The 24,997-nt window shown below is 62.4% G+C and carries 27 protein-coding genes and 2 pseudogenes; 20 read left to right on the forward strand and 9 right to left on the reverse strand.

The genetic code is table 11. The features are described 5' to 3' along the window. Window positions 1-2: 2 nt before the first annotated feature. The 4 genes and pseudogenes from ACVWWD_RS17515 to ACVWWD_RS17530 form a co-directional block, all read right to left on the reverse strand. Window positions 3-216: pseudogene (locus ACVWWD_RS17515) on the reverse strand (beta-mannosidase); the annotation flags it as partial. An 82-nt stretch (window positions 217-298) separates the two neighbouring features. Continuing rightward, window positions 299-1,300 (reverse strand): glycosyltransferase family 2 protein, encoded by a 1,002-nt coding sequence (locus tag ACVWWD_RS17520; RefSeq protein ID WP_352546661.1) that lies wholly within the window; start codon window positions 1,298-1,300, stop codon window positions 299-301. 44 nt (window positions 1,301-1,344) lie between these two features. Further along, window positions 1,345-2,262: a lysylphosphatidylglycerol synthase domain-containing protein gene (locus ACVWWD_RS17525; protein WP_352546660.1), complete on the reverse strand. Its 918-nt coding sequence runs from the start codon at window positions 2,260-2,262 to the stop codon at window positions 1,345-1,347. A gap of 361 nt (window positions 2,263-2,623) precedes the next feature. Continuing rightward, window positions 2,624-3,094, reverse strand: a complete 471-nt coding sequence (locus tag ACVWWD_RS17530; RefSeq protein ID WP_352546608.1) for a carboxymuconolactone decarboxylase family protein — start codon at window positions 3,092-3,094, stop codon at window positions 2,624-2,626. An 85-nt stretch (window positions 3,095-3,179) separates the two neighbouring features. Between ACVWWD_RS17530 and ACVWWD_RS17535 the strand changes: the two genes are divergently transcribed. The 5 genes and pseudogenes from ACVWWD_RS17535 to ACVWWD_RS17555 form a co-directional block, all read left to right on the forward strand. Further along, window positions 3,180-3,857: a TetR/AcrR family transcriptional regulator gene (locus ACVWWD_RS17535; RefSeq protein WP_023782902.1), complete on the forward strand. Its 678-nt coding sequence runs from the start codon at window positions 3,180-3,182 to the stop codon at window positions 3,855-3,857. 19 nt (window positions 3,858-3,876) lie between these two features. Next, window positions 3,877-4,488: a hypothetical protein gene (locus ACVWWD_RS17540; RefSeq protein WP_352546607.1), complete on the forward strand. Its 612-nt coding sequence runs from the start codon at window positions 3,877-3,879 to the stop codon at window positions 4,486-4,488. Further along, a complete protein-coding gene (locus tag ACVWWD_RS17545) occupies window positions 4,485-5,348 on the forward strand; it encodes a 23S rRNA (adenine(2030)-N(6))-methyltransferase RlmJ (RefSeq protein WP_352546606.1) in 864 nt (287 codons plus the stop codon). Before ACVWWD_RS17540 ends, ACVWWD_RS17545 begins: the two co-directional genes overlap by 4 nt. A 185-nt stretch (window positions 5,349-5,533) precedes the next feature. Next, window positions 5,534-5,986 (forward strand): hypothetical protein, encoded by a 453-nt coding sequence (locus tag ACVWWD_RS17550; RefSeq protein ID WP_352546605.1) that lies wholly within the window; start codon window positions 5,534-5,536, stop codon window positions 5,984-5,986. Between the two features lie 148 nt (window positions 5,987-6,134). Then, a pseudogene (locus tag ACVWWD_RS17555) lies at window positions 6,135-6,379 on the forward strand (EamA family transporter); the annotation flags it as partial. A gap of 51 nt (window positions 6,380-6,430) precedes the next feature. Here the strand turns inward: ACVWWD_RS17555 and ACVWWD_RS17560 are convergent. Beyond that, the gene (locus tag ACVWWD_RS17560; RefSeq protein ID WP_023773416.1) at window positions 6,431-6,742 is read right to left on the reverse strand and encodes a transcriptional regulator; all 312 of its coding nucleotides are present in this window, start codon (window positions 6,740-6,742) and stop codon (window positions 6,431-6,433) included. A gap of 633 nt (window positions 6,743-7,375) precedes the next feature. Here ACVWWD_RS17560 and ACVWWD_RS17565 point away from each other — a divergent pair. Both ACVWWD_RS17565 and ACVWWD_RS17570 read left to right on the forward strand, forming a co-directional pair. Beyond that, on the forward strand, window positions 7,376-7,756 hold the full coding sequence (locus ACVWWD_RS17565) for a hypothetical protein (RefSeq protein ID WP_457103214.1): 381 nt from the start codon (window positions 7,376-7,378) through the stop codon (window positions 7,754-7,756). 425 nt (window positions 7,757-8,181) lie between these two features. Then, window positions 8,182-8,778 (forward strand): glutathione S-transferase family protein, encoded by a 597-nt coding sequence (locus tag ACVWWD_RS17570; protein WP_023773419.1) that lies wholly within the window; start codon window positions 8,182-8,184, stop codon window positions 8,776-8,778. 60 nt (window positions 8,779-8,838) lie between these two features. On the opposite strand, the gene ACVWWD_RS17575 is transcribed toward ACVWWD_RS17570, so the two are convergent. Beyond that, window positions 8,839-9,495 carry an outer membrane protein gene (locus ACVWWD_RS17575; RefSeq protein WP_352546603.1) on the reverse strand — a complete coding sequence of 219 codons (657 nt, stop codon included), beginning with the start codon at window positions 9,493-9,495 and terminating at the stop codon, window positions 8,839-8,841. 411 nt (window positions 9,496-9,906) lie between these two features. Here ACVWWD_RS17575 and ACVWWD_RS17580 point away from each other — a divergent pair, with 411 nt between their 5' ends. The 5 genes from ACVWWD_RS17580 (at window position 9,907) to ACVWWD_RS17600 (ending at window position 14,194) form a co-directional block, all read left to right on the forward strand. After that, the gene (locus ACVWWD_RS17580) at window positions 9,907-10,671 is read left to right on the forward strand and encodes an SDR family oxidoreductase (protein WP_352546602.1); all 765 of its coding nucleotides are present in this window, start codon (window positions 9,907-9,909) and stop codon (window positions 10,669-10,671) included. Then, the gene (gene uvrC / locus ACVWWD_RS17585) at window positions 10,668-12,752 is read left to right on the forward strand and encodes an excinuclease ABC subunit UvrC (RefSeq protein WP_352546601.1); all 2,085 of its coding nucleotides are present in this window, start codon (window positions 10,668-10,670) and stop codon (window positions 12,750-12,752) included. Before ACVWWD_RS17580 ends, uvrC begins: the two co-directional genes overlap by 4 nt. Window positions 12,753-12,850: 98 nt before the next feature. Next, window positions 12,851-13,447, forward strand: coding sequence for a CDP-diacylglycerol--glycerol-3-phosphate 3-phosphatidyltransferase (pgsA, locus tag ACVWWD_RS17590; protein ID WP_023773423.1), 597 nt, complete (start codon window positions 12,851-12,853; stop codon window positions 13,445-13,447). A 1-nt stretch (window position 13,448) separates the two neighbouring features. Continuing rightward, on the forward strand, window positions 13,449-13,706 hold the full coding sequence (gene moaD, locus ACVWWD_RS17595) for a molybdopterin converting factor subunit 1 (protein ID WP_023773424.1): 258 nt from the start codon (window positions 13,449-13,451) through the stop codon (window positions 13,704-13,706). Between the two features lie 5 nt (window positions 13,707-13,711). Further along, the gene (locus tag ACVWWD_RS17600; protein WP_023782909.1) at window positions 13,712-14,194 is read left to right on the forward strand and encodes a molybdenum cofactor biosynthesis protein MoaE; all 483 of its coding nucleotides are present in this window, start codon (window positions 13,712-13,714) and stop codon (window positions 14,192-14,194) included. A gap of 364 nt (window positions 14,195-14,558) precedes the next feature. Here the strand turns inward: ACVWWD_RS17600 and ndk are convergent, their stop codons facing one another. Next, the gene (gene ndk / locus ACVWWD_RS17605) at window positions 14,559-14,981 is read right to left on the reverse strand and encodes a nucleoside-diphosphate kinase (protein ID WP_023773427.1); all 423 of its coding nucleotides are present in this window, start codon (window positions 14,979-14,981) and stop codon (window positions 14,559-14,561) included. 294 nt (window positions 14,982-15,275) lie between these two features. Here ndk and ACVWWD_RS17610 point away from each other — a divergent pair, with 294 nt between their 5' ends. After that, window positions 15,276-15,536, forward strand: coding sequence for a DUF2934 domain-containing protein (locus ACVWWD_RS17610; protein WP_352546600.1), 261 nt, complete (start codon window positions 15,276-15,278; stop codon window positions 15,534-15,536). Between the two features lie 90 nt (window positions 15,537-15,626). Here the strand turns inward: ACVWWD_RS17610 and ACVWWD_RS17615 are convergent, their stop codons facing one another. Next, entirely contained in the window at window positions 15,627-16,319 is a 693-nt protein-coding gene (locus ACVWWD_RS17615) for a glutathione S-transferase family protein (RefSeq protein WP_457103215.1), read from the reverse strand. A 65-nt stretch (window positions 16,320-16,384) separates the two neighbouring features. Between ACVWWD_RS17615 and ACVWWD_RS17620 the strand changes: the two genes are divergently transcribed. Then, window positions 16,385-16,897: a DinB family protein gene (locus tag ACVWWD_RS17620; protein ID WP_023773430.1), complete on the forward strand. Its 513-nt coding sequence runs from the start codon at window positions 16,385-16,387 to the stop codon at window positions 16,895-16,897. A gap of 60 nt (window positions 16,898-16,957) precedes the next feature. Here ACVWWD_RS17620 and ACVWWD_RS17625 read toward each other — a convergent pair whose 3' ends face one another. Beyond that, window positions 16,958-17,917 carry a LysR substrate-binding domain-containing protein gene (locus tag ACVWWD_RS17625; protein WP_457103216.1) on the reverse strand — a complete coding sequence of 320 codons (960 nt, stop codon included), beginning with the start codon at window positions 17,915-17,917 and terminating at the stop codon, window positions 16,958-16,960. A gap of 110 nt (window positions 17,918-18,027) precedes the next feature. Here ACVWWD_RS17625 and ACVWWD_RS17630 point away from each other — a divergent pair, with 110 nt between their 5' ends. From ACVWWD_RS17630 to ACVWWD_RS17655, 6 genes are all read left to right on the forward strand, one after another. Next, window positions 18,028-18,861 carry a hypothetical protein gene (locus ACVWWD_RS17630; RefSeq protein ID WP_023782915.1) on the forward strand — a complete coding sequence of 278 codons (834 nt, stop codon included), beginning with the start codon at window positions 18,028-18,030 and terminating at the stop codon, window positions 18,859-18,861. Between the two features lie 45 nt (window positions 18,862-18,906). Continuing rightward, window positions 18,907-19,833 (forward strand): DMT family transporter, encoded by a 927-nt coding sequence (locus ACVWWD_RS17635; RefSeq protein WP_352546596.1) that lies wholly within the window; start codon window positions 18,907-18,909, stop codon window positions 19,831-19,833. Next, window positions 19,826-20,029 carry a hypothetical protein gene (locus ACVWWD_RS17640; RefSeq protein WP_023773434.1) on the forward strand — a complete coding sequence of 68 codons (204 nt, stop codon included), beginning with the start codon at window positions 19,826-19,828 and terminating at the stop codon, window positions 20,027-20,029. The genes ACVWWD_RS17635 and ACVWWD_RS17640 overlap by 8 nt, the downstream gene beginning before the upstream one ends. Before the next feature lie 160 nt (window positions 20,030-20,189). Beyond that, window positions 20,190-20,642 (forward strand): MucR family transcriptional regulator, encoded by a 453-nt coding sequence (locus ACVWWD_RS17645; protein WP_023773435.1) that lies wholly within the window; start codon window positions 20,190-20,192, stop codon window positions 20,640-20,642. A gap of 135 nt (window positions 20,643-20,777) precedes the next feature. Next, window positions 20,778-22,655 carry an ABC-F family ATP-binding cassette domain-containing protein gene (locus ACVWWD_RS17650; RefSeq protein WP_352546595.1) on the forward strand — a complete coding sequence of 626 codons (1,878 nt, stop codon included), beginning with the start codon at window positions 20,778-20,780 and terminating at the stop codon, window positions 22,653-22,655. 212 nt (window positions 22,656-22,867) lie between these two features. Then, window positions 22,868-24,988, forward strand: a complete 2,121-nt coding sequence (locus ACVWWD_RS17655) for a molybdopterin-containing oxidoreductase family protein (protein WP_352546594.1) — start codon at window positions 22,868-22,870, stop codon at window positions 24,986-24,988. Window positions 24,989-24,997: the final 9 nt, after the last annotated feature.

Raw genomic sequence — 24,997 nt, forward strand, 5'->3', positions numbered from 1 at the left:
CCAGCCTTGCGGCTGACATCGACTTCGCGCTCGTAAGCGAAATCCAGTCCTTGGGTGCCCAGTTGGCCCAGGTGAAGCCACCGCTCTTGTCTACCATTTCCTGCACCCAGCTCGGGGCGGGGTGATGCGCCAGTCCTTCGACCTGGTCCACGGCTCGATCGTGATTAACAGCGAGCGCCCGCGCTGCTGGGCATAGGCAGAGGCAGCGTCGAAGGTGGGCGCAGAGTTGCGCCCTATCTCTTGCCCTTCGACCGCCATGGGCTCGGGGCTATGGAATATCCATGGCGTTCCGATCTCCTCATGAAGGTCGGCCCGGGCGGAGCCAGCCGTCATCGTCGCCGGGCGTCGGCCGTGGACGCGCGACATAGGCCGATGATCCGTTGGCCTCGTGATAGACGCGGGCCAGCATTTCCGCCAGCACGCCCGACGTCACCATCTGCACTCCAGCTATCAGCAGAAAGAAGCCAGTGAACAGCATCGGCCGTGTTCCGATGTCTTGCGCGAAAAACAGCTTCAGGCAAAGCAGATAGGCAAGTATGAGCGAACCCAGCGCGCCGAGCGCGATGCCGATGCCGCCGAAGAAATGTCCGGGCCTTGTGCGATAGCGCATGAAGAAATACATGAACACCAGATCGAGCACGACCCTGAAGGTGCGCGAAATGCCGTATTTGGACTGGCCGTGGATGCGGGCATGATGCGTCACAACCTCCTGCGCGATGCGTCTGGGGGTGGTCACGGTAGCGAGCCATGCCGGGATGAAGCGGTGCATCTCGCCATAGAGCTTGACGCTGCGGATGACGCTGCCGCGATAGACCTTGAGGCTGCAGCCATAGTCCTTGAGGCGCACGCCGGTGACGCGCGCAATCAGCGCATTGGCGATACGTGAAGGGAGTCTGCGCATCAAAAGCCCCTCCTGGCGGTCCTTGCGCCAGCCGACCACCAAATCGAGATCCTCGCTCAGCAGGCGGTAGACCATGCGCGGGATGTCGAAGGGATCATTTTGCAGGTCGCCGTCGATGGTGGCGATGACATCGCCGCGCGCCGCGTCGATGCCGGCCTGCATCGCGGCGGTCTGCCTGTAATTGCGCACGAGTTCGACCGCATGCACATGGGGGCCGTAATGCGCAGCCAGGCGCCTGATCTCGCTCACCGTCGCGTCTGTGCTGCCGTCATCGACCAGCACGACCTCCCACGGCTGCTCGTAGCGTTCCATCGCTTGGTGTATCCGTGTCAGCAGCGGCTCGACGTTTTCGGCCTCGTTGTACATGGGCACGACGATGGACAGCGTATGGTCCGGCATCACCGCGCCGTCCGGCAGCCCCGAAGCAGGGATGGGCAATATGTTCATTGGGATGGCTTCCTTGCAGGTCCGACGGCCGGAGTCCCTGACAGCGTCGATTTCGAGGGAAACAGCCAGGCTATAGCGCCGGTAGCGATAGCCGAGCAGAAGATGAACAGGTGCAGCGCCAGTGCCGCCTGCAGACCACTCTTCATCGCGATTCCGGACGTGAGCAGCGCTGCCGCCGCTCCCGCTTCATAAGTGCCGAAGCCGGCGACGCCTTGCACCGGCAATATCGCGGCGCCTTCGGCCCCGACGACGCCTGGAAAGGCCGTCGTGAAGGATGTTCCCAGTATCAGGGCCAGCAGCCATCCCTGCACGGCGAGCTTTAGCGACCAGTTGGCGATCGTCCACCACCAGCCGTAACGCGAGCGCCCGGTCGCCTCGGTGAAGGTGTCGCGAAGCAGGCCTAGCTTCGACACGATCCTGCCGCGCCCGGCCCAGTCGTGCGGCGCGCGCGCCCAGCGCGGCAGGTACCAAGCGGCAGCGATCAAGGTGGCGATTCCAGCGATCCTTATCGCCGCATGCAGGCCCGGCCACACCGCCAGGGCCAGCACGCCGACGACGAAAGCGTCCTGCAGCCTGAACCACAGCAGCGAGGCGCTGGCGCGCATGATCGGCACGCCGAAGACCTGGCGCAGGAGCAAGGGAAAGGCCGTCTCGCCGCCCCGGAAGGGTACGACGTTGATCATCGCATTGTGGATCAGAATGACGCGCAGGCAGGCTCCGAAACGGCCATTCACCTCGTCGCGGAATTCATCGCAGACGCGCAGCGCCCGCAAGACATAGGTAACGAACAGAGCGAGCGTGACAGTCACGAACGAACCAGGCGTGATGCTGCTGAAGGCATCGCCGACCATCTTCCAGCGGGAGTCGCTGACGAGCCAGGCCAGCAGCGCCAGTGTCACGACTATGGAGATCACTCTTTTCAACCAATTCTCCGTTGGCTTTCACCGCCGCGTTCCGCGGCAGCGTCCGCGTGGTGCGCGAGTATTCACGGCGTCATGCGGCCCGCTGCCTTGCCGTCGGGCGAATGCGGCCGTCGACCGTTGGCGCCACCTGTCCAGGACCCGCCGGCCTGAGACAGTCGCGGATCTCTCGGTGGGTGATCCTATAGATCAGCAAATCATCCGAATCCACAAGCTTGACCCCATCATGGTGCTCGACGAGCAGCCGCCAGAGTGGCCGGGGTAAAATGGCTGGTGCCAGGGGACGGCTCGCGGCTGCCGGCGGTCCCTGGCAGGACAATGACAAGACGGTCGCTCGTTCGGGACCGTAAGCGGCTTACTGCCGGCCCATTTCCTTCTTGAATGTGTCGAAATCGACCTGCATGCCGTTGAAGATAGTGCTCCAGTGGCGAGTCAGCGCCGCCATCGCCACGGCTTCCTGGATCTCCTCGTTGGTAGCGCCGGCGCGCTTGGCGTCCTGTGTGTCCGACCAGATGCAGTAGGTGCAAGGAATCTGCGCCGCCACGGCCAAGGAGATCAACGATTTGACCTTGGGCGGCAGCGCCGTCTTGTCGCTGAGCTCGATGGCCTTGACCTCGGCCCAGGCACCGGGCAGACCGGTTTTGGGAAACTGTTTTACAAAGCTTGGTACGCCGCCCATGGTCGACTGTATGTCCTTGAGGGTTGCATCATAGTCGTCGGCATGGGCAGGCGCGGAGCCAAGCGACAGGACACAGGCCGCGGCGGCGGACAGGAACACATGCTGGGACGAAGACTGCACGGATTTGACGATGCGATGGTACGACATGGTTTTCTCCTCTGGTCTTTGTTAGCCTTACGATGTAAGGTGACGGCGAAAATGAACCTTACACTGTAAGTTGTCAAGCGGCGCTATGGATCAATCAATCACGAAACAGAGAGCGCGCGGGCGTCTGTCGCGCGAAATGATCGAGGACGCGGCCTTCGAGGTGATCGAGAGGGAGGGCCTTTCCGGCTTTTCGATGCGCAAGCTCGCCGCCGCGCTCGGCTGCGAGGCCATGAGCATCTACCATCACTTCCCCTCGGTGGCGCATCTGCACGAGGCGCTGATCGACCGGCTGATTGGCGCCCTTGAAGTGCCCGACGCCAGCCTTCCCTGGCGGCAAAGAATGCGTGTTGCCGCCGACGATTTCCGCCGCATCGGCCGCGAGCATCCCGCCTATTCCACTTTCATTGTTACCTACCGGATGAATTCCCCGACTTGCCTTGCCTGGTTGAACGGCATTATCGGCTTGTTCAAGGATGGCGGCTTCGATGCGGAACGCGGTGCGCGGCTCTTCCGCGCCGTGGGTTATTATCTGATGGGCGCGGTGCTGGACGAGAACGCGGGCTATTCCAGAGGCCCGTCCGCGGTGAACACGGTCAGCGACGATCAACTTGCCAGGGACTATCCAAACGTCGTGGAGGCCGGGCGTTTTTTTGGCGCCGCCGAATTCGACAAGACCTTCGAACTCGGCCTCGACATGCTGCTGGACGAAATGGAACGCCTGCGCGACGGTGCCGATATAAGCCGACCGTCCGGCAAGGTTTGATTGCAAGGTGACCGCCTGAATGCGCTTTCTCTTCGTCCTGATCCTGTTGGCCGGCACCGGCATCGGTCTCATGTATCCCTGGGCAATGGCAAATTTTTCCGGCCGGGAAATCGGCACCTGGCGGGTCTACGGGCAGGGCCGATTCAAGCCGCTGACCGTATCGCTTAGGGGTCGCGATGCGCCGGTGCGGGTGCTGGTGGACCTGACCGCGAGGGCCGAACGCATCGTTTCGCAGCAGCGCACGGTGTTGACGCTGACCGCGGCCACCAATGGCCACACGGTGCTTGCGTCGACGCTGCAGTTCAACCACGTGGACAATCCGCGTCAGGCCAGCCCGCAACTGCCCGACAAGATCTTCCGCGACGAGGCTGGCCTGATCGCCACCGTCAGCCCTGGCGCTTACGTCTTCACGGTCGGCCCAGGCGATGCGGAGGACATACCGATGCGAGCGGTCGACCTTGTCTTGCGCTCCGGTGCCGGGGAAATCGACGGCCGCGCGCGGCCGATAGGCTTCTCGCTGATGGCGGTCGGCCTGATCGGTTTCTTGCTGTCCTTGCGTTCTGCTGGCGGGCGACCGGAAAATCCGAATTCGCAGCCGCCGCCGCCACGTTGGGGCAGGGGGCCCACGTGAACTACCGCCACGCCTACCACGCCGGCAATTTTGCCGATGTCGTCAAGCATGTCGTGCTGACGCGCCTGCTCGACTACCTGAAGCAGAAGGACAAGGCGTTTCGCGTCATCGACACGCATGCCGGAATTGGCCGCTACGATCTGTCGTCACTCGAAGCGCACAAGACCGGCGAGTGGCAGGGTGGCATAGGCAGGCTGGTCGATGCCTCTTTCGACGCGAAGGCGGCGGCGTTGCTGGCGCCTTATCTGGCGGCGGTGCGCTCGCTCAATCCCGAGGGCGGCGTGAGGAAATATCCGGGCTCGCCGCTGCTCGCGCGCAATCTCCTGCGCAAACAGGACCGGTTGTCGGCGATCGAACTGCACCCGAAAGACGCCGCCAGGCTGAAGACGGAGTTCGCCGGCGATTTCCAGACAAAGGTGATGGAGCTGGACGGCTGGCTTGCGCTCGGAGCGCACCTGCCGCCGAAAGAAAAGCGCGGTCTGGTGCTCATCGATCCGCCCTTCGAGGAAGAGGGTGAGTTCGGCCGCATCGTCGACGGGCTGGTGAAGGCGCACAGGCGCTGGCCCAGCGGCATCTACGCGCTGTGGTATCCAATCAAGGACCGCAAGGCGGTGATCGCCTTCAGGAAAGCGCTGAAGCAATCCGGCATCTCGAAAATCCTCGACATAGAATTCGAGATCAGGCCGGCTTCTTCCGATCCCAGCCTCGATGGAACCGGCATGGTGGTGGTCAATCCGCCCTTCACGCTGGAAGGCGAACTGCAAACCATACTGCCGGCACTGCACAAATTGCTCGCCGTGGGCAAGCCGGCCCATTGGTCGCTGGAATGGTTGGCCGGCGAGCAGGTCCCGCCGGGATAGTCAGTTTCCATCGCCGCGTTCCATCCGACCGCACGATCAGTCCGCGGGGAACCTAGCCGTTACCTGCGGGTTGCTGCTTACAGCAACTGCCCGGCGCCGGTTTCTGGAAACCATTGTTTCGGCAACCGCTTGACCGCCGCCGAGCGAATCCGCACAGTGCACGCAATCGACATCGAGAGGCTGCCATGACTCGCTTCGCCAAATCCGCACTTGCTGCCCTGATTTCGCTCTGCACGCCCCTTGCCGCGCCTCTCGGTATCACCCGGGTGGTCCAGGCGGCCGACCTCGGCGTCTATACTGAGGACGATGGCAGCGTCTGTGGCGACACATGGGTGCTGAGCAAGATCACGCATCGGTTCTCCTACCAGGTGCATCACGTGCCTCATCTGCCTGACGTCGCCATCACCGATTTTCGCGACATTCGCCAGCACCGCTATCAGCAGGCGAGCGAGGAATGGCCGATCGGCCGTCACTATTGCCGGGCAACCGTCAGCCTGTCGGATGGCCGGGACCGGTCGATCTTCTATCTGATCGAGGAAGGCCAGGGCTTTGCCTCGATCGGCGACAATGTCGAGTTCTGCGTCTCTGGCTTCGACCGCTGGATGGTCTATAACGGCCTTTGCCGCGTCCTGCGCTGAGGGTTCTCTCAACCTGATCCAGCTAAACCGGAATGGACATCCGTCCCAGTTTCGTGATGGTGCGTTCGATCCAGTCGATCACCGTCGCGTCGCGTGCGAGGTGGCGAAGGTCGGGATGTATCGTCAACCAGATTTCACGTTCGGGCAATCGACCGCCGTCGCGATCGGCGTTCGTGCGGCGGGCAATGTCGGCGCCTATACCGCCTGGGTCCTGCTGGCTATGGCGCATTGCTGCCGGCGATCTTCATCGCCTTTCGCTGCAACCTTGTTGTCGATGCTCGGGCACCGGAAACCTGGAAGGCGCTGGGCGGCGGCCTGTTTGCGCTTCTGGCGTATGGCGTCGTGGTGGCCGCCTTCGCGCTCGGGCCTGCCGGTCCGATCGCCGCGATCCGCGCACGGGCGGCTCACCGTATCGTGAGGCGGTGAGCCAAGGCTCGTCGCTTGTTATTTTCTACGACGCGTTGCCTCTGCCTGATCGATGATCTTGCGAAGATAGGCAATGTGACCGCGAAAGGCCCGCCGCCCGGCCGTCGTGGCCTTGATCCGTGTCTGCGGTCGACGTCCGACGAAAAGCTTTTCAATATCGACATAGCCAGCCCTGGCCAGCGTATCGAGATGTGCTCCGAGATTGCCGTCGGTGACTTCGATCATGGCTTTCAACTGGATGAACTCCAGGGCCTCGCGCCTTTCCAGCGTGTTCAGGACGGCCATGATCCTGAGCCGTGTACTCTGGTGGATAATGTCGTCGGCGCTCATCAATAGGCTCCAATGCGGCAAAGCCTTCGGTTGTGGCAATATGGCTTGGCGACTTTGCTGTGTCACTTGCTTCTGTATGGCCGAAACCGAAGGCGATCATATCTCGTTGACAGAATATTCTGTACCACAGAGTATTCTGTCAGTCGGAAAGCCGATGCTCGGAACATGCTTGACAAGGTGATCTTCAGGTCGAGCGTCGCATCGCGCTCGTGATCCGCGCGAACCGCGCACCTGCAAAAGATGATCACCTCGATGACGCGGCGGGTCATGATGTTCACCCCCAAAGATCATGCGTGAAGCGGCTCGCTAATCTTCGGATCTTGATGGCGAGATCGCATCGGGAACGCCGGCATCGATTTGCTGGCGACGTCGGAAGATCAGCAGCGGATTTTGCGATGATGAGTGTGATTGTGTATGGATCGCAACCAAAATTTAAGTTGAGAAAATCATACCATTGCTTCGCTGGCTAGCGAGACGCGAGTCAGATATGCATTGCGCGCCGGGGTCATTCACGGCCATCGGCATAACGTGAAGGGGCATGACATGGCTAAGCAGTCATCTAAAGCGCCGGCATCCAAGGCACCGGCAAAGAAAGCACCCGCAAAAGCGGTCGCGGCGAAGGCCGCAGCTGCAGTGAAGAAAGCAGCGCCTGCCAAGGCGCCGGCAAAGCCGGCAGCGAAGGCAGCACCGGCTAAGAAGCCGGCGGCAGCCAAGGCTGTCGCGAAGCCGGCAGTGAAGAAGGCAGCGCCAGCGAAAGCCGCGGCGAAGCCGGCGCCGGCCAAGAAGCCTGCAGCCAAGGCGGCGGCCAAACCCGCAGCCAAACCCGCTGCCAAGAAGGCGGCTCCCGCGAAAACTTCGGCGAGGCCGGCAGCAAAAGCGGCACCGGCCAAGAAGCCGGCGGCCAAGCCAGCTGCGAAAGCAGCCGCCGCCGCGACCAAGCCGGCGGTGAAGAAAGCCGCGGCGCCGAAGGCAAAGGCAGCGCCTGCGAAGGCGAAGGCTCCGACCAAGAAGTAGACGGATCGTTGGGGCGTCGCGTGTCCTTCGGGATCCGGCAAGGACGCTCTGACGCTCAGTATGTTCGGCAACGGGTTCAGCCCTCTGGGCTGAGCGTCGGGAAGGGGCCGAGGGGCAAGCAAAGCGAGGCGCCGGTTGGCTGCCTCGCTCGCCCAACTCTTTCGCTCCTCGCGGCGGTTGGCGAAGGTATCGGCGTGACGCTTAGCGCCTGCGAAGCATGGGTGCCAGGGCAGTGTGGGCGCACGTTCGAATCGGCGGCTTGTTGTCGTGGCCTGCTGATACTTTCCACAGTACCGGTATCAAGCTTGTCGTGATGCCACGGCGGAAACCGCAGCCGGTTTCTGGCCGCTGTTTTTTTGCAGTCTGGCAATTGATCGCGACAGTCCTGCGGTCAACACTGTATGCTTGCAAACAGGAAACGGATCATGCCGAAGCTGCTCTACGCGTCCAGCTCTCCCTACAGCTCCAAGGTAAGGATGGCCGCGGCCTATGCCGGGATCACCCTCGATGAGGTGCCGGTCAAGACCGAGGACAGGCCGGCCGAACTGATCGGCGCCAATCCGCTCGGCAAGATCCCGGTGCTGGTGCTCGACGATGGCCGTTCGGTTCACGACAGCCGCGCCATCACCCAGCACCTCAACCGGCTTTCGAAGAACGCGTTGTTTCCGCGCAATCCCGACAAGCGTCTGGAAGCGGAAGTGCTGGAGGCGCTGGCCGACGGTATCTGCGATTGCGCGCTGTCGATGGTCTACGAACGCCGCACCCGGCCTGAAGAGATGGTCTATCAGCCCTGGCTCGATCGCCAGTGGGCGAAGATCACGGCAGCACTCGATCTGCTCAATGCCAATCCGCCAAAGCTGCCGAAGAAGATCACGGCCGGTCAGTTGGCATTGCGTGCCTGCCTCGGCTATCTCTCGCTGCGCTTTGGCGGTCGGTGGGAGAAGGGGCGCGGCCGGTTAACCCGCTGGGCGGCGCGTTTCGACGAAAAATTCCCGGAGCTGAAGTCCGCCGTTCCGGCCTGAACGACCGGCATAAAAAAGCCGGGCGCGAAGCCCGGCTTTTCGTGTCGTGGCTTGAACGACTTAGAACTTCATACCGAGGCCGAAGGTGACGCGGTTGTCCGTCGCCTTGACCTTGCCGATACCGTCGAAGCTCTTGCTGCCGAAGTCGGTGTAGCGATACTCGACGCGGCCGAAGACATTGTCGGTCAGCTTGATGTCGGTGCCGATGCCAGCGGTCCAGCCGAGCATGGTGGCGGTGTCGCTGGCAGGAATGACCGAGTCTTCCACCTTCAGGCTTCTGCCGGCGAGACCGCCGGTGCCGTAGAGCAGGATTTCCGGGGTCACGGCGTAGCCGAGACGGGCACGCAGCGAGCCTTCGATGCCGCCCTTGGAGTGGATGCCGTTATCGTCACCCTTGACGCCGTTGTAGCCGAGTTCGGCTTCACCGCCGTACACGAAGTTCTCCTGCTGCCACTGATAGCCGCCGAAGACACTGCCGACAAAACCCTTGGTATCGGTCGAAACGCCGAAATCCTTTTCCTTGGTCTTGCCGCCGAAGCCGTAGCCAAGGTTGATACCGGCATAGGGACCGGCCCACGAGGCGACCGGAAGTTCGACAACCGGAGCGGGTGCCGGCGGCTCTTCCGAAACGACGTCCGCAGCATAAGCGGTACCACCGAGGGCGAAGAGCCCAAGCGCAACAGCCAGCGGCCGTGCGAATTTGAGATTGGCTTGCATTGTTCTTTACTCCTTAAGCCACAGGACACAGGCTTGTTTCTCACGATCGCCATCGACCCGTCCGGGGGGTGAAACGGATCTGGCGTTCGTCGGTTCCAAATGTCGTGTCAAAATGCGGCTGAACCGAACCTGAACTTGGGTCATTCCCCGGCGCGAATGAGGCAGAACCTTGACGTTGCATCTTCGCAACAGCGAAATGTCAGCAGCAAGTTCGTGCTGCGCTGCACGCGGCTTGGTGCAAGGACTCCAGCGACCTATATTGCGGTCCTGCGGTTCCGAGTCCAAGACGACCCGGCACCTCGAACTAGGCACTTCGCCACAATGTTGCCCCAGGTGCGAACGCCGTTTAACGCATGGCGGGCCATATTTCGTCGGCGTCGCGTTTTCGGCCGAAATTGAGGATTGACACATATGAGCAAAGCCACTGCCGTGGCGCTGGTGACCGGTGGGGCGAAACGGATCGGCAAGGCGATTGTCGAGGACCTCGCCAGCCATGGCTTTGCGGTCGCCGTCCATTCCAATCGCTCGCACGATGCGGCGGATGCGCTGGCGGCGGGGATCAACCGGTCGGGCGGCCGCGCCGCCGTGGTTGCGGCCGACCTGACCGACATGGATGCCGTCGGCGACCTCGTCGGCCAGGCGGAGGCCGCTCTGGGCCCAATCTCGCTGCTGGTCAACAATGCTTCGCTCTTCGTCGATGATTCCGTCGAGGATTTCGACTGGCGCGCCTGGGACCGCCATTTTGCCATTCACCTGAAAAGCCCGGCGCTGTTGGCCCAGAACTTCGCCCGCTCCTTGCCGGAAGGGCAGGAGGGGATGATCGTCAACATCATCGACCAGCGCGTCTGGCGGCCGACGCCGCGCTATTTTTCCTATGCGCTATCGAAATCGGCATTGTGGACGCAGACGCAGATGTTGGCCCAGGCGCTCGGGCCGCGCATCCGCGTCAATGCGATTGGGCCAGGCCCGACGCTGAAGAACGTGCGCCAGGACGATTCGGATTTTGACGCGCAGGTCGCTGGCCTCATTCTGAGGCGCGGCCCGGAATTGCCTGAATTCGGCGCCACCATCCGCTATCTCTGGCAGGCGCGCTCGGTCACCGGTCAGATGATCGCGCTCGACGGCGGCCAGCATCTTGCATGGCAGACGCCCGATGTGACAGGCATGGCGGAATGAGTCATTTGGATCACAAGAACAAGGCGCGCGGCGGCGCCGATGATCTTCCACCCGAAATCGACCTTGAGGACGAGGCGCTGGAGGAGATCGTCGAACCGGTTGGCCCGGATGTCGCCTTCACGGCCATCGACTGGACGCCGCATGCAGGCGACGCCGAAGGCATGGTCGGCGCCGAGGTGATCCAGACGCTGGTCAAGCGGCTGCCCAATGCGCCCGGCGTCTACCGGATGATGAACGCCGCCGGCGACGTGCTCTACGTCGGCAAGGCGCGCAGCCTGAAGAAGCGTGTCACCAACTACGCACAAGGCAGATTCCACACCAGCCGCATCGGCCGCATGGTGCGCGAGACGTCGACGATGGAGTTCGTCGTCACCCGCACCGAGATCGAGGCGCTGCTGCTCGAAGCCAATCTCATCAAGCGTTTGCGGCCGCGATTCAATGTGCTGATGCGGGACGACAAGTCGTTCCCGTATATCCTTTTGACCGGCGACCATGTCTCGCCCGGCATTTACAAGCATCGCGGCGCGCGGTCGCGCAAGGGCGACTATTTCGGCCCCTTTGCCTCGGCCGGTGCCGTCGGCCGCACCATCAATTCCCTGCAGCGCGCCTTCCTGCTCAGAAGCTGCACCAATTCTTTCTACGAGAACCGCACGCGGCCATGCTTGCTCTACCAGATCAAGCGCTGCGCGGGTCCGTGCACCGGCGAAATTTCGCATGAGGGCTATGCCGAGTTGGTCGCCGAAGCGAAGGACTTTTTGTCCGGCCGCAGCCAGAAGGTGAAGACCGAGATTTCGGCTGCCATGCAGCAGGCTTCGCAAGACCTCGATTTCGAGCGCGCCGCCATCTATCGCGACCGTCTGGCGGCCCTGTCGCACGTCCAGAGCCATCAGGGCATCAACCCGGCGACCGTCGACGAGGCCGATGTGTTCGCCATCCACCAGGAAGGCGGCCAGGTCTGCATCCAGGTGTTTTTCTTCCGCACTGGCCAGAACTGGGGCAACCGCGCCTATTTCCCGAAGGCCGATCCGGCGCTGGAGGGATCGGAAGTGCTGGGCTCGTTCCTGGCGCAGTTTTATGACGACAAGCCGACACCACGTGCCATTCTCTTGTCGCGGCCCGTCGATGACCAGGACCTGCTGGCCGAGGCGCTCTCGACCCGCGCCGGCCGCAAGGTGGGGATTTCCGTACCACAGCGCGGCGAGAAGAAGGACCTGACCGACAACGCCCTGCAGAATGCGCGTGAGGCCCTCGGCCGTCGGCTGGCCGAAACCTCGACGCAAGCGCGGTTGCTTGCCGGTTTCGCCGAGACCTTTGGCCTCGCCAAGCCGCCGGTGCGCATCGAGGTTTACGACAATTCGCACATCATGGGCACCAACGCCGTCGGCGCCATGGTCGTCGCCGGGCCGGAAGGCTTTGTGAAAAACCAGTACAGAAAATTCAACATCCGCTCGACCGAGATCACGCCGGGCGATGATTTCGGCATGATGCGCGAAGTGATGGAGCGGCGTTTTTCGCGGCTGCTCAAGGAGCATGGCGATGTCGCCATGGCTGAGGATGCGGCAGCGGGTGAAGCGAGGGCGGCCGAGGCGGGCGACGATATCGAGGACGACATTTCCGGCAGCTTCCCGGCATGGCCGGACGTCATCCTGATCGATGGCGGTCAGGGCCAGATGACGGCGGTGCGCAAGATCCTGTCGGATCTCGGCATCGAGGACCGGGTCGTCGCCATCGGCATCGCCAAGGGCCAGGACCGCGACGCCGGCCGCGAGCGTTTCTTCGTCAGGGGCAGGGACTCGTTTTCATTGCCGGTGCGCGACCCCGTGCTCTATTTCGTCCAGCGGTTGCGCGACGAAGTCCACCGCTTCGCCATCGGCTCGCACCGGGCCCGCCGCAAGAAGGAGATGGTCAAGAGCCCGCTCGATGAAATCGCCGGCATCGGTCCCGGCCGCAAGCGTGCCCTGCTGCTGGCATTCGGAACCGCCAAGGCGGTCAGCCGCGCCGCCATCGAGGATCTAAGGAAAGTCGACGGCATTTCCGAGCAGGTTGCCAAATTGGTCTACAATCATTTCCACGATAGTTGAAAAAATTCGCCACTTTCAGCTGGCCAGTCGAATCTGGCCTGTTGACCCCCTACAACAGCTTCTGATTTGAGTACGCAGGCAGAAAGAGTCCACCAGACATGGCCCAGCGCGCGTTCAACCTGCCTAATATACTGACCTACGCCCGTATCGTCGCGGTGCCGCTGGTCGTGTTGTGCTTTTTTCTCGAAGGCCATCTGAAATCGAGCGACTTCGCTCGCTGGTCGGCGCTGGTCATTTTCCTGCTGGCGTCCGTTACCGATTATTTCGACGGCTATTTTGCGCGTGCCTGGCAGCAGACCTCCAACATCGGCAAGATGCTCGACCCGATCGCCGACAAGCTGCTGGTCGCCACGTGCCTCTTGCTGCTTGCGGCCGACACCGACCGCCATGCCGGCATCGCCGGCTGGTCGTTGTGGGCGGCCATCATCATCCTGTGCCGCGAAATCCTGGTTTCTGGCCTGCGCGAATATCTGGCGGCACTCAAGGTCTCGGTGCCGGTGACGCAGCTCGCCAAGTGGAAGACCACCATTCAGATGGTCGCAATCGCTTTCCTGCTGGCGGGGCCGGCGGGCGACAAGGTCTTCCCGCTGACAACGCAGACCGGTCTCGTGCTGCTGTGGATCGCGGCCCTCGTGACGCTCTACACCGGCTACGACTATTTCCGCGCCGGCCTCAAGCACATCATGGACGAGTGAGATGACGACCCGTCTCATCTACTTTGCCTGGGTTCGCGAACGGATCGGCATGCCGGAAGAAGATGTTGAACTGCCGGCCGGCATAGAGACGGTCGCCGACCTCTTGCGCTGGCTGCGGTCGCGCGGCGAAGGCTACGAACACGCACTGCAATATCCCGACGTGATCCGCGTTGCCATCAACCAGGAACATGTCGACCACCGCGAGAAGATATCGGGCGCGCGCGAAATCGCGCTGTTCCCGCCGATGACCGGGGGCTGACACTCATGTCGGCCGTCCTGGTAGCGACCGTGCGCATTCAGCGCCAGGATTTCGACGTCGCCGCCGAGATCGCCGCACTGACCCAAGGGCGCGTCGACATTGGCGCGGTGGTCACCTTCTCAGGCCTGTGCCGCGACGAGCAGGGCGCGCTCTCGGCACTTGAACTTGAGCACTATCCGGGCATGGCTGAAGCCGAGATCGGCCGCATCGCGACCGAAGCTGGCGAACGCTGGCCGCTGCAAGGCCTCACCGTCATCCATCGCCATGGCAAGATCGCGCCGGGGGAGAACATCGTGCTGGTGGTGGCCGCTTCGGCGCACCGCCAGGCGGCGTTCGAGGCGGCGGACTTCCTTATGGACTACCTCAAGTCGCGTGCACCCTTCTGGAAGAAGGAACATCGCACCGACGGCTCCGAAGGCGGCTGGGTCGAGGCCAAGGAAACCGATACGCAGGCAGCCCGGCGCTGGAAGCGGCCGCCATCCGAATAATACCGTGCTGGCGTCACGGTACGACAGCAATCCTTCCCCCAACTGGCCACGTGACTGATCTGGGCAAGGGAAACGGTCATGCTGGACAGGATCGCCGACTTCTTCGTCTTCGGCTTGGTGCCCGACCTTGTTGGTCCATGGCAACCGCGATCGCTCGGCGCCCATCGAATTGACGGGCATTCCGTCGGCCCGGCTCATTCCGGACTGCCGTTCCTCGTTCATGAGGCCGCCGCATGGCCTCATGTCCACGCATATGGATCGGCTGCATGCCGATATGCTGCGATTCGTGCGCGAGAATTGACCGCCAGCAAAGAAAAAGGCCGGCGAAACACCGGCCTTCTCGCATGCAACGTGCAGTGTCGGCTCAGCCGACGATCTCGGTATCGGAGAACCAGTACTTAATCTCCTGCGCGGCCGTTTCCGGCGCATCCGAGCCGTGCACCGAGTTCTCACCGATCGAGAGTGCATGCACCTTGCGGATGGTGTCTTCGGCGGCACTGGCCGGATTGGTGGCGCCCATCACTTCGCGGTTCCTGGCGATGGCGTTCTCACCTTCCAGCACCTGCACGATGGTCGGGCCCGAGGACATGGAGTCCACCAGCTCGCCGAAGAACGGGCGCTCCTTGTGGACGGCGTAGAAGCCCTCCGCCTCTCGGCGGCTCATCCACACCCGGCGCGAGGCGATAACGCGTAGGCCGGCCTCTTCCAGCATCCTGGTGATGGCGCCGGTGAGATTGCGCCGCGTTGCATCCGGCTTGATCATGGAAAAAGTGCGTTCGAGCGCCATGGGTCGTCCTTGTCTGAATTCGAATTGAGAGTGGCGGGCTCTATACAAGCCGCCCGGCTGATTGCCAAGAGGGGTGAGGAGCGGGGGTGAGGAGTGGTCCGGCAGGCATCCGGAAAGCCAATTGCTTGGCTTACCGGACGACAAACGCCCGGAGCGACAGCGCAGCGCCGGAATGGTCGGTGCTTCCGTGGCTGATCCCGTCGGCCGGTGGGATCAGACGGCTGCACAGCAACAGTTTGCTTGCTATAGTCGCCAGGTCGGCGCCGCGCTGAAGTCGGCCCGAATGGAGACAACATGACCATGACAGACGATCGTCAGGAGCGCATTCGCAACCGTGCACATCAGATCTGGCAGGAAGAAGGGCACCCGCCCGGTCAGCACGAACGCCATTGGCACCAGGCGGCAGCCGACGTCGACCGGGAGGACGCGGGGAAGCCGACGGTGGGCAAGAAGCCGGCCAAGAAGGCATCTGGCGCCGGCAAGGCAAAAGCCCCGCCCAAGCAAGAAAAGCTCATCGCCAAAGCCAGCAAGCCGAAAGCCAGCAAGCCAAAGTAGGCTGCGAAGTAAGGTCAGCTGTTCGGCCCCTGATTTCGCAACAGGTTGACGGTGCTCGAGCTGCCCTGCGGATAGAAGGCCGTTGCGGCGTCACGCCGCCGCCGAAACCTTTCGTCCAACCCCGCCATGCAGGTCGAGGCAGCGGGTGAACCACTGCGCCACCACGTCGCTGTCTTCGAGCAACTTGTAAGGCGATGCGATGCGCGCCCATTGCAGTGCGCCGAAGACGATATAGTCGGCGAACAGCGGCGAGGCGCCGCCGATGAACGGCTGGTAGCTCAACATGGAGCGCAGCGGCTCCAGCACCGCCCGGAAGGTTGCCAGGCCGGCGTCGCGTGCGGCGACGACGTCCTCCAGCCGCTTGCGGAAGCGCTGCTCCCGGCTCTTGCGGAAATACGAGCCATTCTGTTCGTCTTGCATGGCATGAAGGTCGACGAGCGCCGCTGTGGTGACGTAAGGGTGGATGTTCGATTGCGACCAGCGCTCGATGAAGCGCGCCATCGCCTTGCCGCCTTCGCCGCCAAACAGGCTAGGCCGATCGGGATAGGCCTCTTCGAGATAGAGCGCGATGGCAAAGGAATCGGTGACGACCTTGTCGCCGTCGCGGATCACCGGAACGGTTTTCGAAACGCCGCCCTCGACGGCGGGCACTTCGAGAAAACGCGTCGGCGCGGTCGAGATATCGAGCCCCTTGTGGGCCAGCGCCATTGTTGCCTTCCAGCAGTGCGGACTGAACGGACGGCCCTCGTCACGCCCGACGAGATCATAAAGCAGAATGGTCATTGGCGCGGGTTCCTTTGCAGTCTAGGTATCGCTCCCGACACCCGAAACAGGCCCGGCGGGAAAAAATGAAACAGCACTTCACGATGTTTGCGGCATACAATCAATGGGCCAACGGCCGCATCTACGATGCCGCCGACGATCTCAACGACGAGGAGTTCAATCGCGACGTCGGCGCCTTCTTCGGCTCGCTGATGGGCACGCTCAACCACCTGCTCGCCGCCGATCGCATCTGGATGAAGCGCTTCACCGGCGAAGGCGCCGCGCCGACGACATTGGACGCTGTATTGTTCCGGGCCTTGCCTGTCCTGAGGACAGCGCGCGAGGCCGAGGACCGGCGGATTATCGACTGGCTCGGCGGGTTGGGCGACAAGGCGCTGTCGGGTCGTTTCACCTATATGACCGTATCGGACATGCGCACCGTCTCGCAACGCCTGGCGCCCGCGCTGGCTCATGTCTTCAATCACCAGACCCATCACCGCGGCCAGGCGCATATGATCCTGACGGTCCTGGGCCGCCCCTCAGTGCCGCTCGATCTGGCGCATTTCCAGCGCACCGAAGAGGGCAGGGCTTTCGCCTGATCCAGATGGTTTCGTTCTAAATTCGACAGCGAACGGTTGGAGCGGACTATCGCAGCATTTTCAGACAGCCGCCGAAGCCAGGCCGGAGACTTCGCCATCCAATTGGCTCTGTGTCTGAGCCGCTTCCGCCATCACCCATTGCTTGAACCGCAGCACCTTGCGCGTGGCAAGGCTCTTGTGGGGCGAGACGAAATACCAGCCGGCCGTGTTCGGATGATGGACCGCAAAGGGCGCGACCAGCCTCTCGGCGCGGATGTCGCTGGCCATATAGGCACGGTTGGCGATGGCAAAACCCATTCCGGCATTGGCCGCCTCGTAGGACATCATGCACGAGTCGAAATAGATGCTTTTGGTCTCGCTGAGCACAAAACTGGCCCCGGCGAAACCAAGCCAGGATTGCCAGTTCTGGGTGCAGGTGTCGGAATGCAGCAGCGTGAAGTGCTTGAGGTCGTCCGGCGTCACCTTCGACACCGGCTTGTCGCCGAGAACCTCATGGAACAATTTGCGGCTGCACACCGGGGTCAGGTCTTCCCGAAACAGCAGGTCGGACGGCAGTCCGTTGAAATGGCCGTCGCCATAGCGGATTTCCAGATCGAATTCGGAAGTCGTGAACTCATGCGTCGCGTACGAGGTCGAAACCCGCATCACGATATCGGGATGTTGCTGCTGGAACAGCGGCAGGCGCTGAAACAGCCAGCGCGCGGCAAATGTCGGCAGCACGGATATTTTCAGCACATGTTCCTGTGATTGCCCGGTCGCTTCCATGCTGGCGGCGACGATACGCTCCAGCGCCTCGCGAACGCGCGAGACATAGGTCTCGCCCTCCGGCGTCAGCGACACCGCATTGCCGCCTCGCTGGAAAATCTTGAAACGCAGCTGGTCCTCCAGGCTCTTGACGCGCTGGCTGACCGCCGAAGCGGTGATGAACTGTTCTTCTCCGGCACGCGTGAAATTGCCGTGCCTCGCAGCACTCTCCACGATTTTCAACGAATTGAGGTTGACCTGACTGAGCAGACGCACGGTTTCGACCTTAAGCTTGGCTTACGGTAGCACTAGCATTCCTAATTTTACAGGGGGTGCTAATTTAATTGACTGTTAACCAAGTGTTTGCCCCCACTTGGAGAAGTACAATGAACGCCCATACGATACCCGAATTGCGCTATGCGATGAGCCGCGAGGCCATTATCGGCCACGAAACCGCCTGGAAGGTGTCGAGCTTCGGCGTTGCGCAGTATCTGCACGGCTATGATCCGGCACTGCTTGCCGCGATCGAGGAGGCCGCCCTGAAGCTCAAGGCCAGCCATGCCGTGCACAAGCACCTCGATCTGACCTTCATCACCGGCGCCGACCGTTTCATACCTGAAATCAAGGAGTTGCTGAACGACAAGTTGCGCTTGGAGAGCCTGTCCGACATGATGGGCACGAAGCTGGAACCCTATCCGCTGTCGATCGTGGGTTCGACCGTCACCTTCATGAATCCCAGGGATGGCGCCGTCGAATGGCATTGCGACGGCGTTCCGGTCACCGAACTCATTCCGCTGTCGATCAGCGATCCGCTGGTCGGCGGCCATCTCGAAATCTATTGCGACGATTCCGAGACCGGCCGCGCCATTCTCGAATCCGGCCGCGAGATTCCGCGCAACCGCATCATGCGCATCGATCACAAGATGAGATATGCGACGCTCGGGCAGTTCCTCGGCGTCCTGCACCGCACGGCGCCGATCCAGTTCGGCGAACGCGTCACCCTGGTGCTCAACCAGCGCTCCGTGGCCAAGCCCTATGTCGACGACAACAGGATGTTTTACCTTGCCGCCGACAACGATCACGACCGCGAATGGGTCAATGAGCTGGCCGAGGACGTGTGGACCAATCAGCTGCCGGCCTATCGCCGGTTCGAGGCGGAACATCCGACGCCGGCCCCAGCCGAAGGACCGGTTCCGGGTGGGGCTAGGGAATCATGGTGACAGTCCATGATCCGGAAAAAAGGGAGCCGGTTTTCGGAAAGGATCATGGCCGAGCGCAGAGATAGAGCCCCATGGCGCTTTTTTCGGCATGGATCAGGCTCGATGTCCGCGCTGGTCTTCGCCACCGGCGCGGTAGCGTTGTGGTCGACAAATGCGCTGGTCGGCAAATCCCTGCTGGCCAGTCACCCGGTGTCGCAGGTGCAGTTCCTGCAATTTGTTGGGGCCGCACTGGTCTTCGCGGCCATCCGGTTGATGAGCCGGGAGAAAGCCACGGCAATCACGGCGAGCACCGCGCTGGTGCCGCTCGCGGTCGGCTTCATCGGTCTGGTCGGCACCATGGTGCTGCAATATATCGCCTTCGCCTCGATGCCGGTGATCGAAGCCAATCTCGTGGCCTACACCTGGCCCTTGATGGTTGCCGCGGCAGTGATCGCCTTCGAAAATCCCCGGCGTCCGGCTTTGCTGGGCCTTGCAGCGGCCCTTGGGTTCGTCGGCGTCGCACTGGTGATTTCGGGAGGCCGCGACCGCACCTGGTTTCAGGGTGATCTCGCCGGCTATTTATGCGCATTCGGGTCCGCGCTGTGCATGGCTTTCTATTCGGTGATGGTGGGACGGCTCGCCACTTCGCCGGACCGCCTGTTGCTGCCATCGTCGCTGGTTGGCGTCGCGTTGACGCTTATATGGTCCGCTCGCGAAGGCATCGCCTGGCCCACCGGAGTGGATCTGGCCCTCGGGCTCTATCTCGGTGCCGGCCCTATGGGGCTTGGTTATTACTTCTGGTCGCGGGCCCTGAAACTTGGAGGCAGCGCGAAGGTGGCTGTCATCGCCTATCTCACGCCGATCGCTTCGACACTGCTGCTGACCTTGTCCGGCGAACGGCTGACGACGACAGCCATTGCCGGAGCCGTCCTTGTCGTCGGCAGTTGCATCGCTGTTGGACTGGAGCGTTCGGAGGCGGAAAATTATGTTTGACGACAATGAACGTCTCGCCAGGCAGGAAGCGCATTGGCTCATCGAGGAATTTGGCGCCGAGGCACCACTTTACGCCGCGATGAGGGCCGAAAAGGCGATCGAGCAGAAGGATTTCGGGCGTTGTGCCCGCTGGAAGCGTATTCTTGAGATATTGGCTGACAGCCGTTCAACCAAGTCTGCCGTATACAAGTATTAGATTTTCTAATTTGCACGACGTCGATTTCGCATAAAAGTAGTTGACGCCAAGTCTTGATTCGTTTTGGGACTTGGCGGGCCCGTTGGGGGCGCGGTTAAAGAGATACATCGACAAAAGTCTTCACTGGGTAGACGACTTTGTCGCAAATAGGGTGAAAGAATTGTCAAATATCGAGGATAAGATCGTTATCGAGCTAACCGCCGATATTGTCTCGGCTTATGTAGGCAACAATCCGCTACCGGCTTCGGGCCTCCCTGACTTGATTGCCAGCGTCAGCGCCTCGGTCCGAAAGCTGGCTGGTGCGGCTGTCGTGGAAAGCCCGAGCCTTGTTCCGGCCGTAAATCCGAAAAGGTCGGTGTTTCCCGACTACATCATCTGCCTGGAGGACGGAAAGAAGTTCAAGTCGCTCAAGCGACACCTCAGGACGGACTACGGTTTGAGCCCTGACGACTATCGCGCCAAATGGGGCTTGCCGCCGGACTACCCGATGGTCGCGCCGAATTACTCCGCGACCCGGTCGGCCTTGGCGAAGTCGACGGGACTTGGCCGCAAGCCGGCCGCTGCGCCGGCAGTCGTGGCCAAGGCGACAAAGCGCGGCAAGGCTGCTGCCTGAAGCCTTGTCGGCTGGCACGGCAGGCCGCTGTCGCGGCTCTGACGGCGCGGTTGTGGGCGCCGTTTCCAGGCCTTGTGCGGCCAACTGGCCCGCAAGGTCTTGCGAAGCGTTGATGTCCAGTGCAAAAGCGCGGCCATGCTTATCATCAACGACCTCTCGCTCCGCATGGCGGGGCGCCTGCTACTCGACCACGCCTCGCTCACCCTGCCGGCCGGCACCAAGGCCGGTCTTGTCGGCCGCAACGGGACCGGCAAGACGACGCTGTTCAGGGCCATAACAGGCGATTTCCCCTCCGAGACGGGTTCGATCAGCCTGCCGAAGAATACGCGGATCGGTCAGGTGGCGCAGGAAGCGCCCGGCACCGAGGACCCGCTGATCGAGATCGTGCTCAAGGCCGACCTCGAACGTTCCGCGCTCCTCGACGAGGAAAAGACCGCCACCGATCCGCACCGCATCGCCGACATCCACATGCGGCTGGCCGATATCGACGCCCATTCAGCCGAGTCTCGCGCGGCCACCATCCTGGCCGGCCTAGGCTTCGACGACGCCGCGCAGCGCCGTCCGGCCTCGTCCTTCTCCGGCGGCTGGCGCATGCGCGTTGCATTGGCCGCAGTGCTGTTTTCAGAGCCCGACCTTCTGCTGCTCGACGAACCGACCAACTATCTCGACCTTGAAGGGACGTTGTGGCTTGAGAACTATGTTTCAAAGTATCCGCACACGGTGCTTCTGATTTCGCACGACCGAGATTTGCTCAACCGTGCCGTCAATTCGATCGTTCATCTCGACCAGAAGAAGCTAACGTTCTGGCGCGGCGGCTACGACCAGTTCGAACGCCAGTATACCGAGCAGAAGGAATTGCAGGAAAAGGGCCGGGTCAAGCAGGAAGCCGCCCGCAAGCACATGGAATCCTTCGTCGAGCGTTTTCGCGCAAAGGCATCCAAGGCAAGGCAGGCACAGTCGCGCATCAAGGCGCTGGAAAAGATGAAGCCGATCTCGGCCATCGTCAACGACACGGTACGGCCATTCTCTTTCCCCGAGCCTGTGAAGACCGTGGCCTCGCCGATCGTGGCGCTGAACAACGTCAATGTCGGCTATACCGAGGGTCAGCCTATCCTGAAGAAGATGACGTTGCGCATCGATGCCGACGACCGCATCGCGCTGCTCGGCGCCAATGGCAACGGCAAGTCGACCTTCGCCAAACTTCTGTCGGGTCGTCTGAAGCAGGAGACCGGCACCATGACGGTGGCGCCGGGTTTGAAGGTGGCGATCTTCGCCCAGCACCAGCTCGACGATCTGCGTCCTGAGGAAAATGCCTATGAGCACGTCCGCCGGCTGATGCCGGAGGCGCCCGAATCGAAAGTGCGCGGCCGCGTCGCCCAGTTCGGTCTCACGACCGAGAAAATGAATACGCCCGCCAAGGATCTGTCCGGTGGCGAGAAGGCGCGCCTTCTGATGGGCTTGTCTGCCTTCGAGGGGCCGAACCTGTTCATCCTCGACGAGCCGACCAACCATCTCGACATCGATAGCCGCGAATCGCTGATCCATGCGCTGAACGAATTCCCCGGCGCCGTTATCCTGATCTCGCACGACCGCCATCTGCTGGAAGCGACCGCCGACAGGCTGTGGCTGGTCAAGGACGGTGCGGTCAATCCCTATGACGGCGACCTGGAGGACTACAAGACGCTGGTCACCGGCGTCTCCGGCGACCGCCGTGGCAAGCGCGAAGCGGACAAGGCGTCAAAAGCCGACCGACGCCGCGACGCGGCCGCACGCCGCGCCGCCTTTGAGCCGCTGGCCAAGGAAATCCGCGCCACCGAAGCGCTGATGGAACGCATCCGCAAACGCATCGATGGCATCGAGGACGAGCTGTCCAATCCGGCGGTCTACGAAAAGGATCCCTCGACCGCGACGCGGCTCGCCAAGGAGCGCTCGCAGCTTGCGCAGACGCTGGCAGGCCACGAGGAAAAATGGCTGACCATGTCGGCCGAATATGAGCAAGGCACGGCGGAGTAGGATGAGCGCTTCTCCTTCTCCCGTTGGGGGAGAAGGTGGCCTCGCGAAGCGAGGTCGGATGAAGGGTATGCCAGGGAACCGCCAGCGTCTCATCCGCTAAGACGCCCTCAACATCTCGACGCTATCACGCCGATCCACCTTCTCCGCAAGGGGAGGAGGGAAGGTGCTATCTGGCCCTACACCTGACCGTCATAAACGGGTAGTTTGCTCCCATGAACCAGCACGCCAACCTCCGCATCGGCCATTCGGCCTGTCCGCATGATTGCCCGTCGACCTGTGCTCTCGAGGTCGAACTGCTCGACGGCAACCGCATCGGCCGGGTCCATGGCGCGAAGGCCAACAGCTACACGTCGGGCGTCGTCTGCGCCAAGGTCGCCCGCTATGCCGACCGCGTCCATCATCCCGATCGGCTGCTGAAGCCGCTGGTGCGCAAGGGCGCCAAGGGCGAGGGCGTCTGGCAGGAAGCGAGCTGGGAGGCCGCTCTCGACCTCATCGCCGAGAAATTCGACGCGGCCGAAGCGAAGTACGGCTCGGAGACGGTCTGGCCCTATTACTATGCCGGCACGATGGGGCTGGTGCAGCGCGACGGCATCGAGAGGTTGCGCCACGCGAAAAAGTACTCGGGCTTCTTCGGCTCGATCTGCACCAATCTCGCCTGGACCGGCTGGATGATGGGGGCAGGCGCGCTGCGAGGACCGGACCCGCGCGAGATGGCGAAATCCGATTGCGTGGTGATCTGGGGCACCAACGCCGTGGTCACGCAGGTCAATGTGATGACCCACGCCATCAAGGCGCGCAAGGAACGCGGCGCGAAGATCGTGGTCATCGACGTTTATGAGAATGCGACGATGAAGCAGGCCGACATCGGTCTGGTCCTGAAGCCCGGCACCGACGGCGCGCTCGCTTGTGCCGTCATGCATGTCCTGTTTCGCGAAGGCCTGGCCGACCGCGCCTATCTGCAGAAATACACGGACGATCCGAAGGGCCTGGAGGCGCATCTCGTTACCCGCACGCCGGAATGGGCGGCTGATATCACTGGTTTGACGGTCGCCGAGATCGAGACCTTCGCGCGCCTCGTCGGCACGACGAAAAAGACCTATTTTCGCCTCGGCTACGGCTTTGCCCGCCAGCGCAACGGCGCCGTCAACATGCATGCCGCGTCCTGCATCGCCGCCGTCACCGGCGCCTGGCAGTATGAGGGTGGCGGCGCCTTCCATTCCAATTCCGGCATCTTCAAGCTCAACCAGGAGGTGCTGGAGGGCACGCGCATGCGCGATCCCTCGATCCGCTATCTCGACCATTCCCGCATCGGCCCGGTGCTGACCGGCGCCAGTGACGCGCTCTATGGCGGACCGCCGGTGACGGCGATGCTGATCCAGAACACCAATCCGGCGAATGTCGCGCCCGAGCAGCGGCTGGTGAAGCAGGGCTTCCTGCGAGACGATTTGTTCACCTGCGTGCACGAGCAGTTCATGACCGACACGGCCAAGCTGGCCGACGTCGTGCTGCCGGCGACGATGTTTGTCGAGCATGACGATATCTACAAGGGTGGCGGCAACCAGCACATCACCCTCGGCCCCAAGCTGATCGAACCGCCGGAAGGGCCGCGCACCAACCATTTCGTCATCGAGCAACTGGCCGGGCGCCTTGGTGTCGCCGACAGGCCGGGCTTCGGGCTGACCGAGCAGCAGCATATCGACATCATCCTCGGCAAGCGCGGCTTGGGCAGCTTCGCCAGCTTGGAAGAGCAGAAGTGGATTGATCTGCAGCCGGATTTCGACACGGCCCATTTCATCCGGGGCTTTGGCCATGCGGATGGCAAATTCCGTTTTCGCGCCGACTGGACCGGCCAGGCGGCCCCCAACCGGCCGCCGAAGAGCATGGGCCTGTTCGGCCCGGTGGTGCGATTGCCCGAATTTCCCGATCATGTCGACCTGATCGAGGTGGCTGACGAAGCCCATCCGTTCCGGCTGACGACCTCGCCGGCGCGCAACTTCCTCAACTCGACCTTTTCCGAAACACCGGTGTCGAAGGCCAAGGAGGGCCGCCCGGAAGTCCTGCTGCATCCCGATGACGCGGCGGCTCTAGGGCTGGCCGAGGGCGACCGTGTCGAAATCGGCAACACGCGCGGCGAGGTGGTGCTGCACGCCAGATTGTTCGGCGGCGTCAAGCGCGGTGTCGTGATCGCCGAAGGTATCTGGCCGAACAGCGCGCATGAGCGCGGCGAGGGCATCAATGTGCTGACCGGCGCCGACGCCCCGGCACCCTACGGCGGTGCTGCCTTTCACGACAACAAGGTCTGGCTGCGCCGGGCGCAAGAGCTGAGTCCATAGCGACCGCGA

Source organism: Mesorhizobium sp. URHB0026, assembly GCF_054059755.1.

What these genes read in the sequence shown, in the direction of transcription:
- ACVWWD_RS17520 (WP_352546661.1), bottom strand. Translation starts at nt 1,300, where the DNA reads ATGCCGGACCATACGCTGTCCATCGTCGTGCCCATGTACAACGAGGCC.
- ACVWWD_RS17530 (WP_352546608.1), bottom strand. Translation starts at nt 3,094, where the DNA reads ATGTCGTACCATCGCATCGTCAAATCCGTGCAGTCTTCGTCCCAGCAT.
- ACVWWD_RS17535 (WP_023782902.1), top strand. Translation starts at nt 3,180, where the DNA reads ATGGATCAATCAATCACGAAACAGAGAGCGCGCGGGCGTCTGTCGCGC.
- ACVWWD_RS17540 (WP_352546607.1), top strand. Translation starts at nt 3,877, where the DNA reads ATGCGCTTTCTCTTCGTCCTGATCCTGTTGGCCGGCACCGGCATCGGT.
- ACVWWD_RS17550 (WP_352546605.1), top strand. Translation starts at nt 5,534, where the DNA reads ATGACTCGCTTCGCCAAATCCGCACTTGCTGCCCTGATTTCGCTCTGC.
- ACVWWD_RS17560 (WP_023773416.1), bottom strand. Translation starts at nt 6,742, where the DNA reads ATGAGCGCCGACGACATTATCCACCAGAGTACACGGCTCAGGATCATG.
- ACVWWD_RS17570 (WP_023773419.1), top strand. Translation starts at nt 8,182, where the DNA reads ATGCCGAAGCTGCTCTACGCGTCCAGCTCTCCCTACAGCTCCAAGGTA.
- ACVWWD_RS17575 (WP_352546603.1), bottom strand. Translation starts at nt 9,495, where the DNA reads ATGCAAGCCAATCTCAAATTCGCACGGCCGCTGGCTGTTGCGCTTGGG.
- ACVWWD_RS17580 (WP_352546602.1), top strand. Translation starts at nt 9,907, where the DNA reads ATGAGCAAAGCCACTGCCGTGGCGCTGGTGACCGGTGGGGCGAAACGG.
- uvrC (WP_352546601.1), top strand. Translation starts at nt 10,668, where the DNA reads ATGAGTCATTTGGATCACAAGAACAAGGCGCGCGGCGGCGCCGATGAT.
- pgsA (WP_023773423.1), top strand. Translation starts at nt 12,851, where the DNA reads ATGGCCCAGCGCGCGTTCAACCTGCCTAATATACTGACCTACGCCCGT.
- moaD (WP_023773424.1), top strand. Translation starts at nt 13,449, where the DNA reads ATGACGACCCGTCTCATCTACTTTGCCTGGGTTCGCGAACGGATCGGC.
- ACVWWD_RS17600 (WP_023782909.1), top strand. Translation starts at nt 13,712, where the DNA reads ATGTCGGCCGTCCTGGTAGCGACCGTGCGCATTCAGCGCCAGGATTTC.
- ndk (WP_023773427.1), bottom strand. Translation starts at nt 14,981, where the DNA reads ATGGCGCTCGAACGCACTTTTTCCATGATCAAGCCGGATGCAACGCGG.
- ACVWWD_RS17610 (WP_352546600.1), top strand. Translation starts at nt 15,276, where the DNA reads ATGACCATGACAGACGATCGTCAGGAGCGCATTCGCAACCGTGCACAT.
- ACVWWD_RS17615 (WP_457103215.1), bottom strand. Translation starts at nt 16,319, where the DNA reads ATGACCATTCTGCTTTATGATCTCGTCGGGCGTGACGAGGGCCGTCCG.
- ACVWWD_RS17620 (WP_023773430.1), top strand. Translation starts at nt 16,385, where the DNA reads ATGAAACAGCACTTCACGATGTTTGCGGCATACAATCAATGGGCCAAC.
- ACVWWD_RS17630 (WP_023782915.1), top strand. Translation starts at nt 18,028, where the DNA reads ATGAACGCCCATACGATACCCGAATTGCGCTATGCGATGAGCCGCGAG.
- ACVWWD_RS17635 (WP_352546596.1), top strand. Translation starts at nt 18,907, where the DNA reads ATGGCCGAGCGCAGAGATAGAGCCCCATGGCGCTTTTTTCGGCATGGA.
- ACVWWD_RS17640 (WP_023773434.1), top strand. Translation starts at nt 19,826, where the DNA reads ATGTTTGACGACAATGAACGTCTCGCCAGGCAGGAAGCGCATTGGCTC.
- ACVWWD_RS17650 (WP_352546595.1), top strand. Translation starts at nt 20,778, where the DNA reads ATGCTTATCATCAACGACCTCTCGCTCCGCATGGCGGGGCGCCTGCTA.
- ACVWWD_RS17655 (WP_352546594.1), top strand. Translation starts at nt 22,868, where the DNA reads ATGAACCAGCACGCCAACCTCCGCATCGGCCATTCGGCCTGTCCGCAT.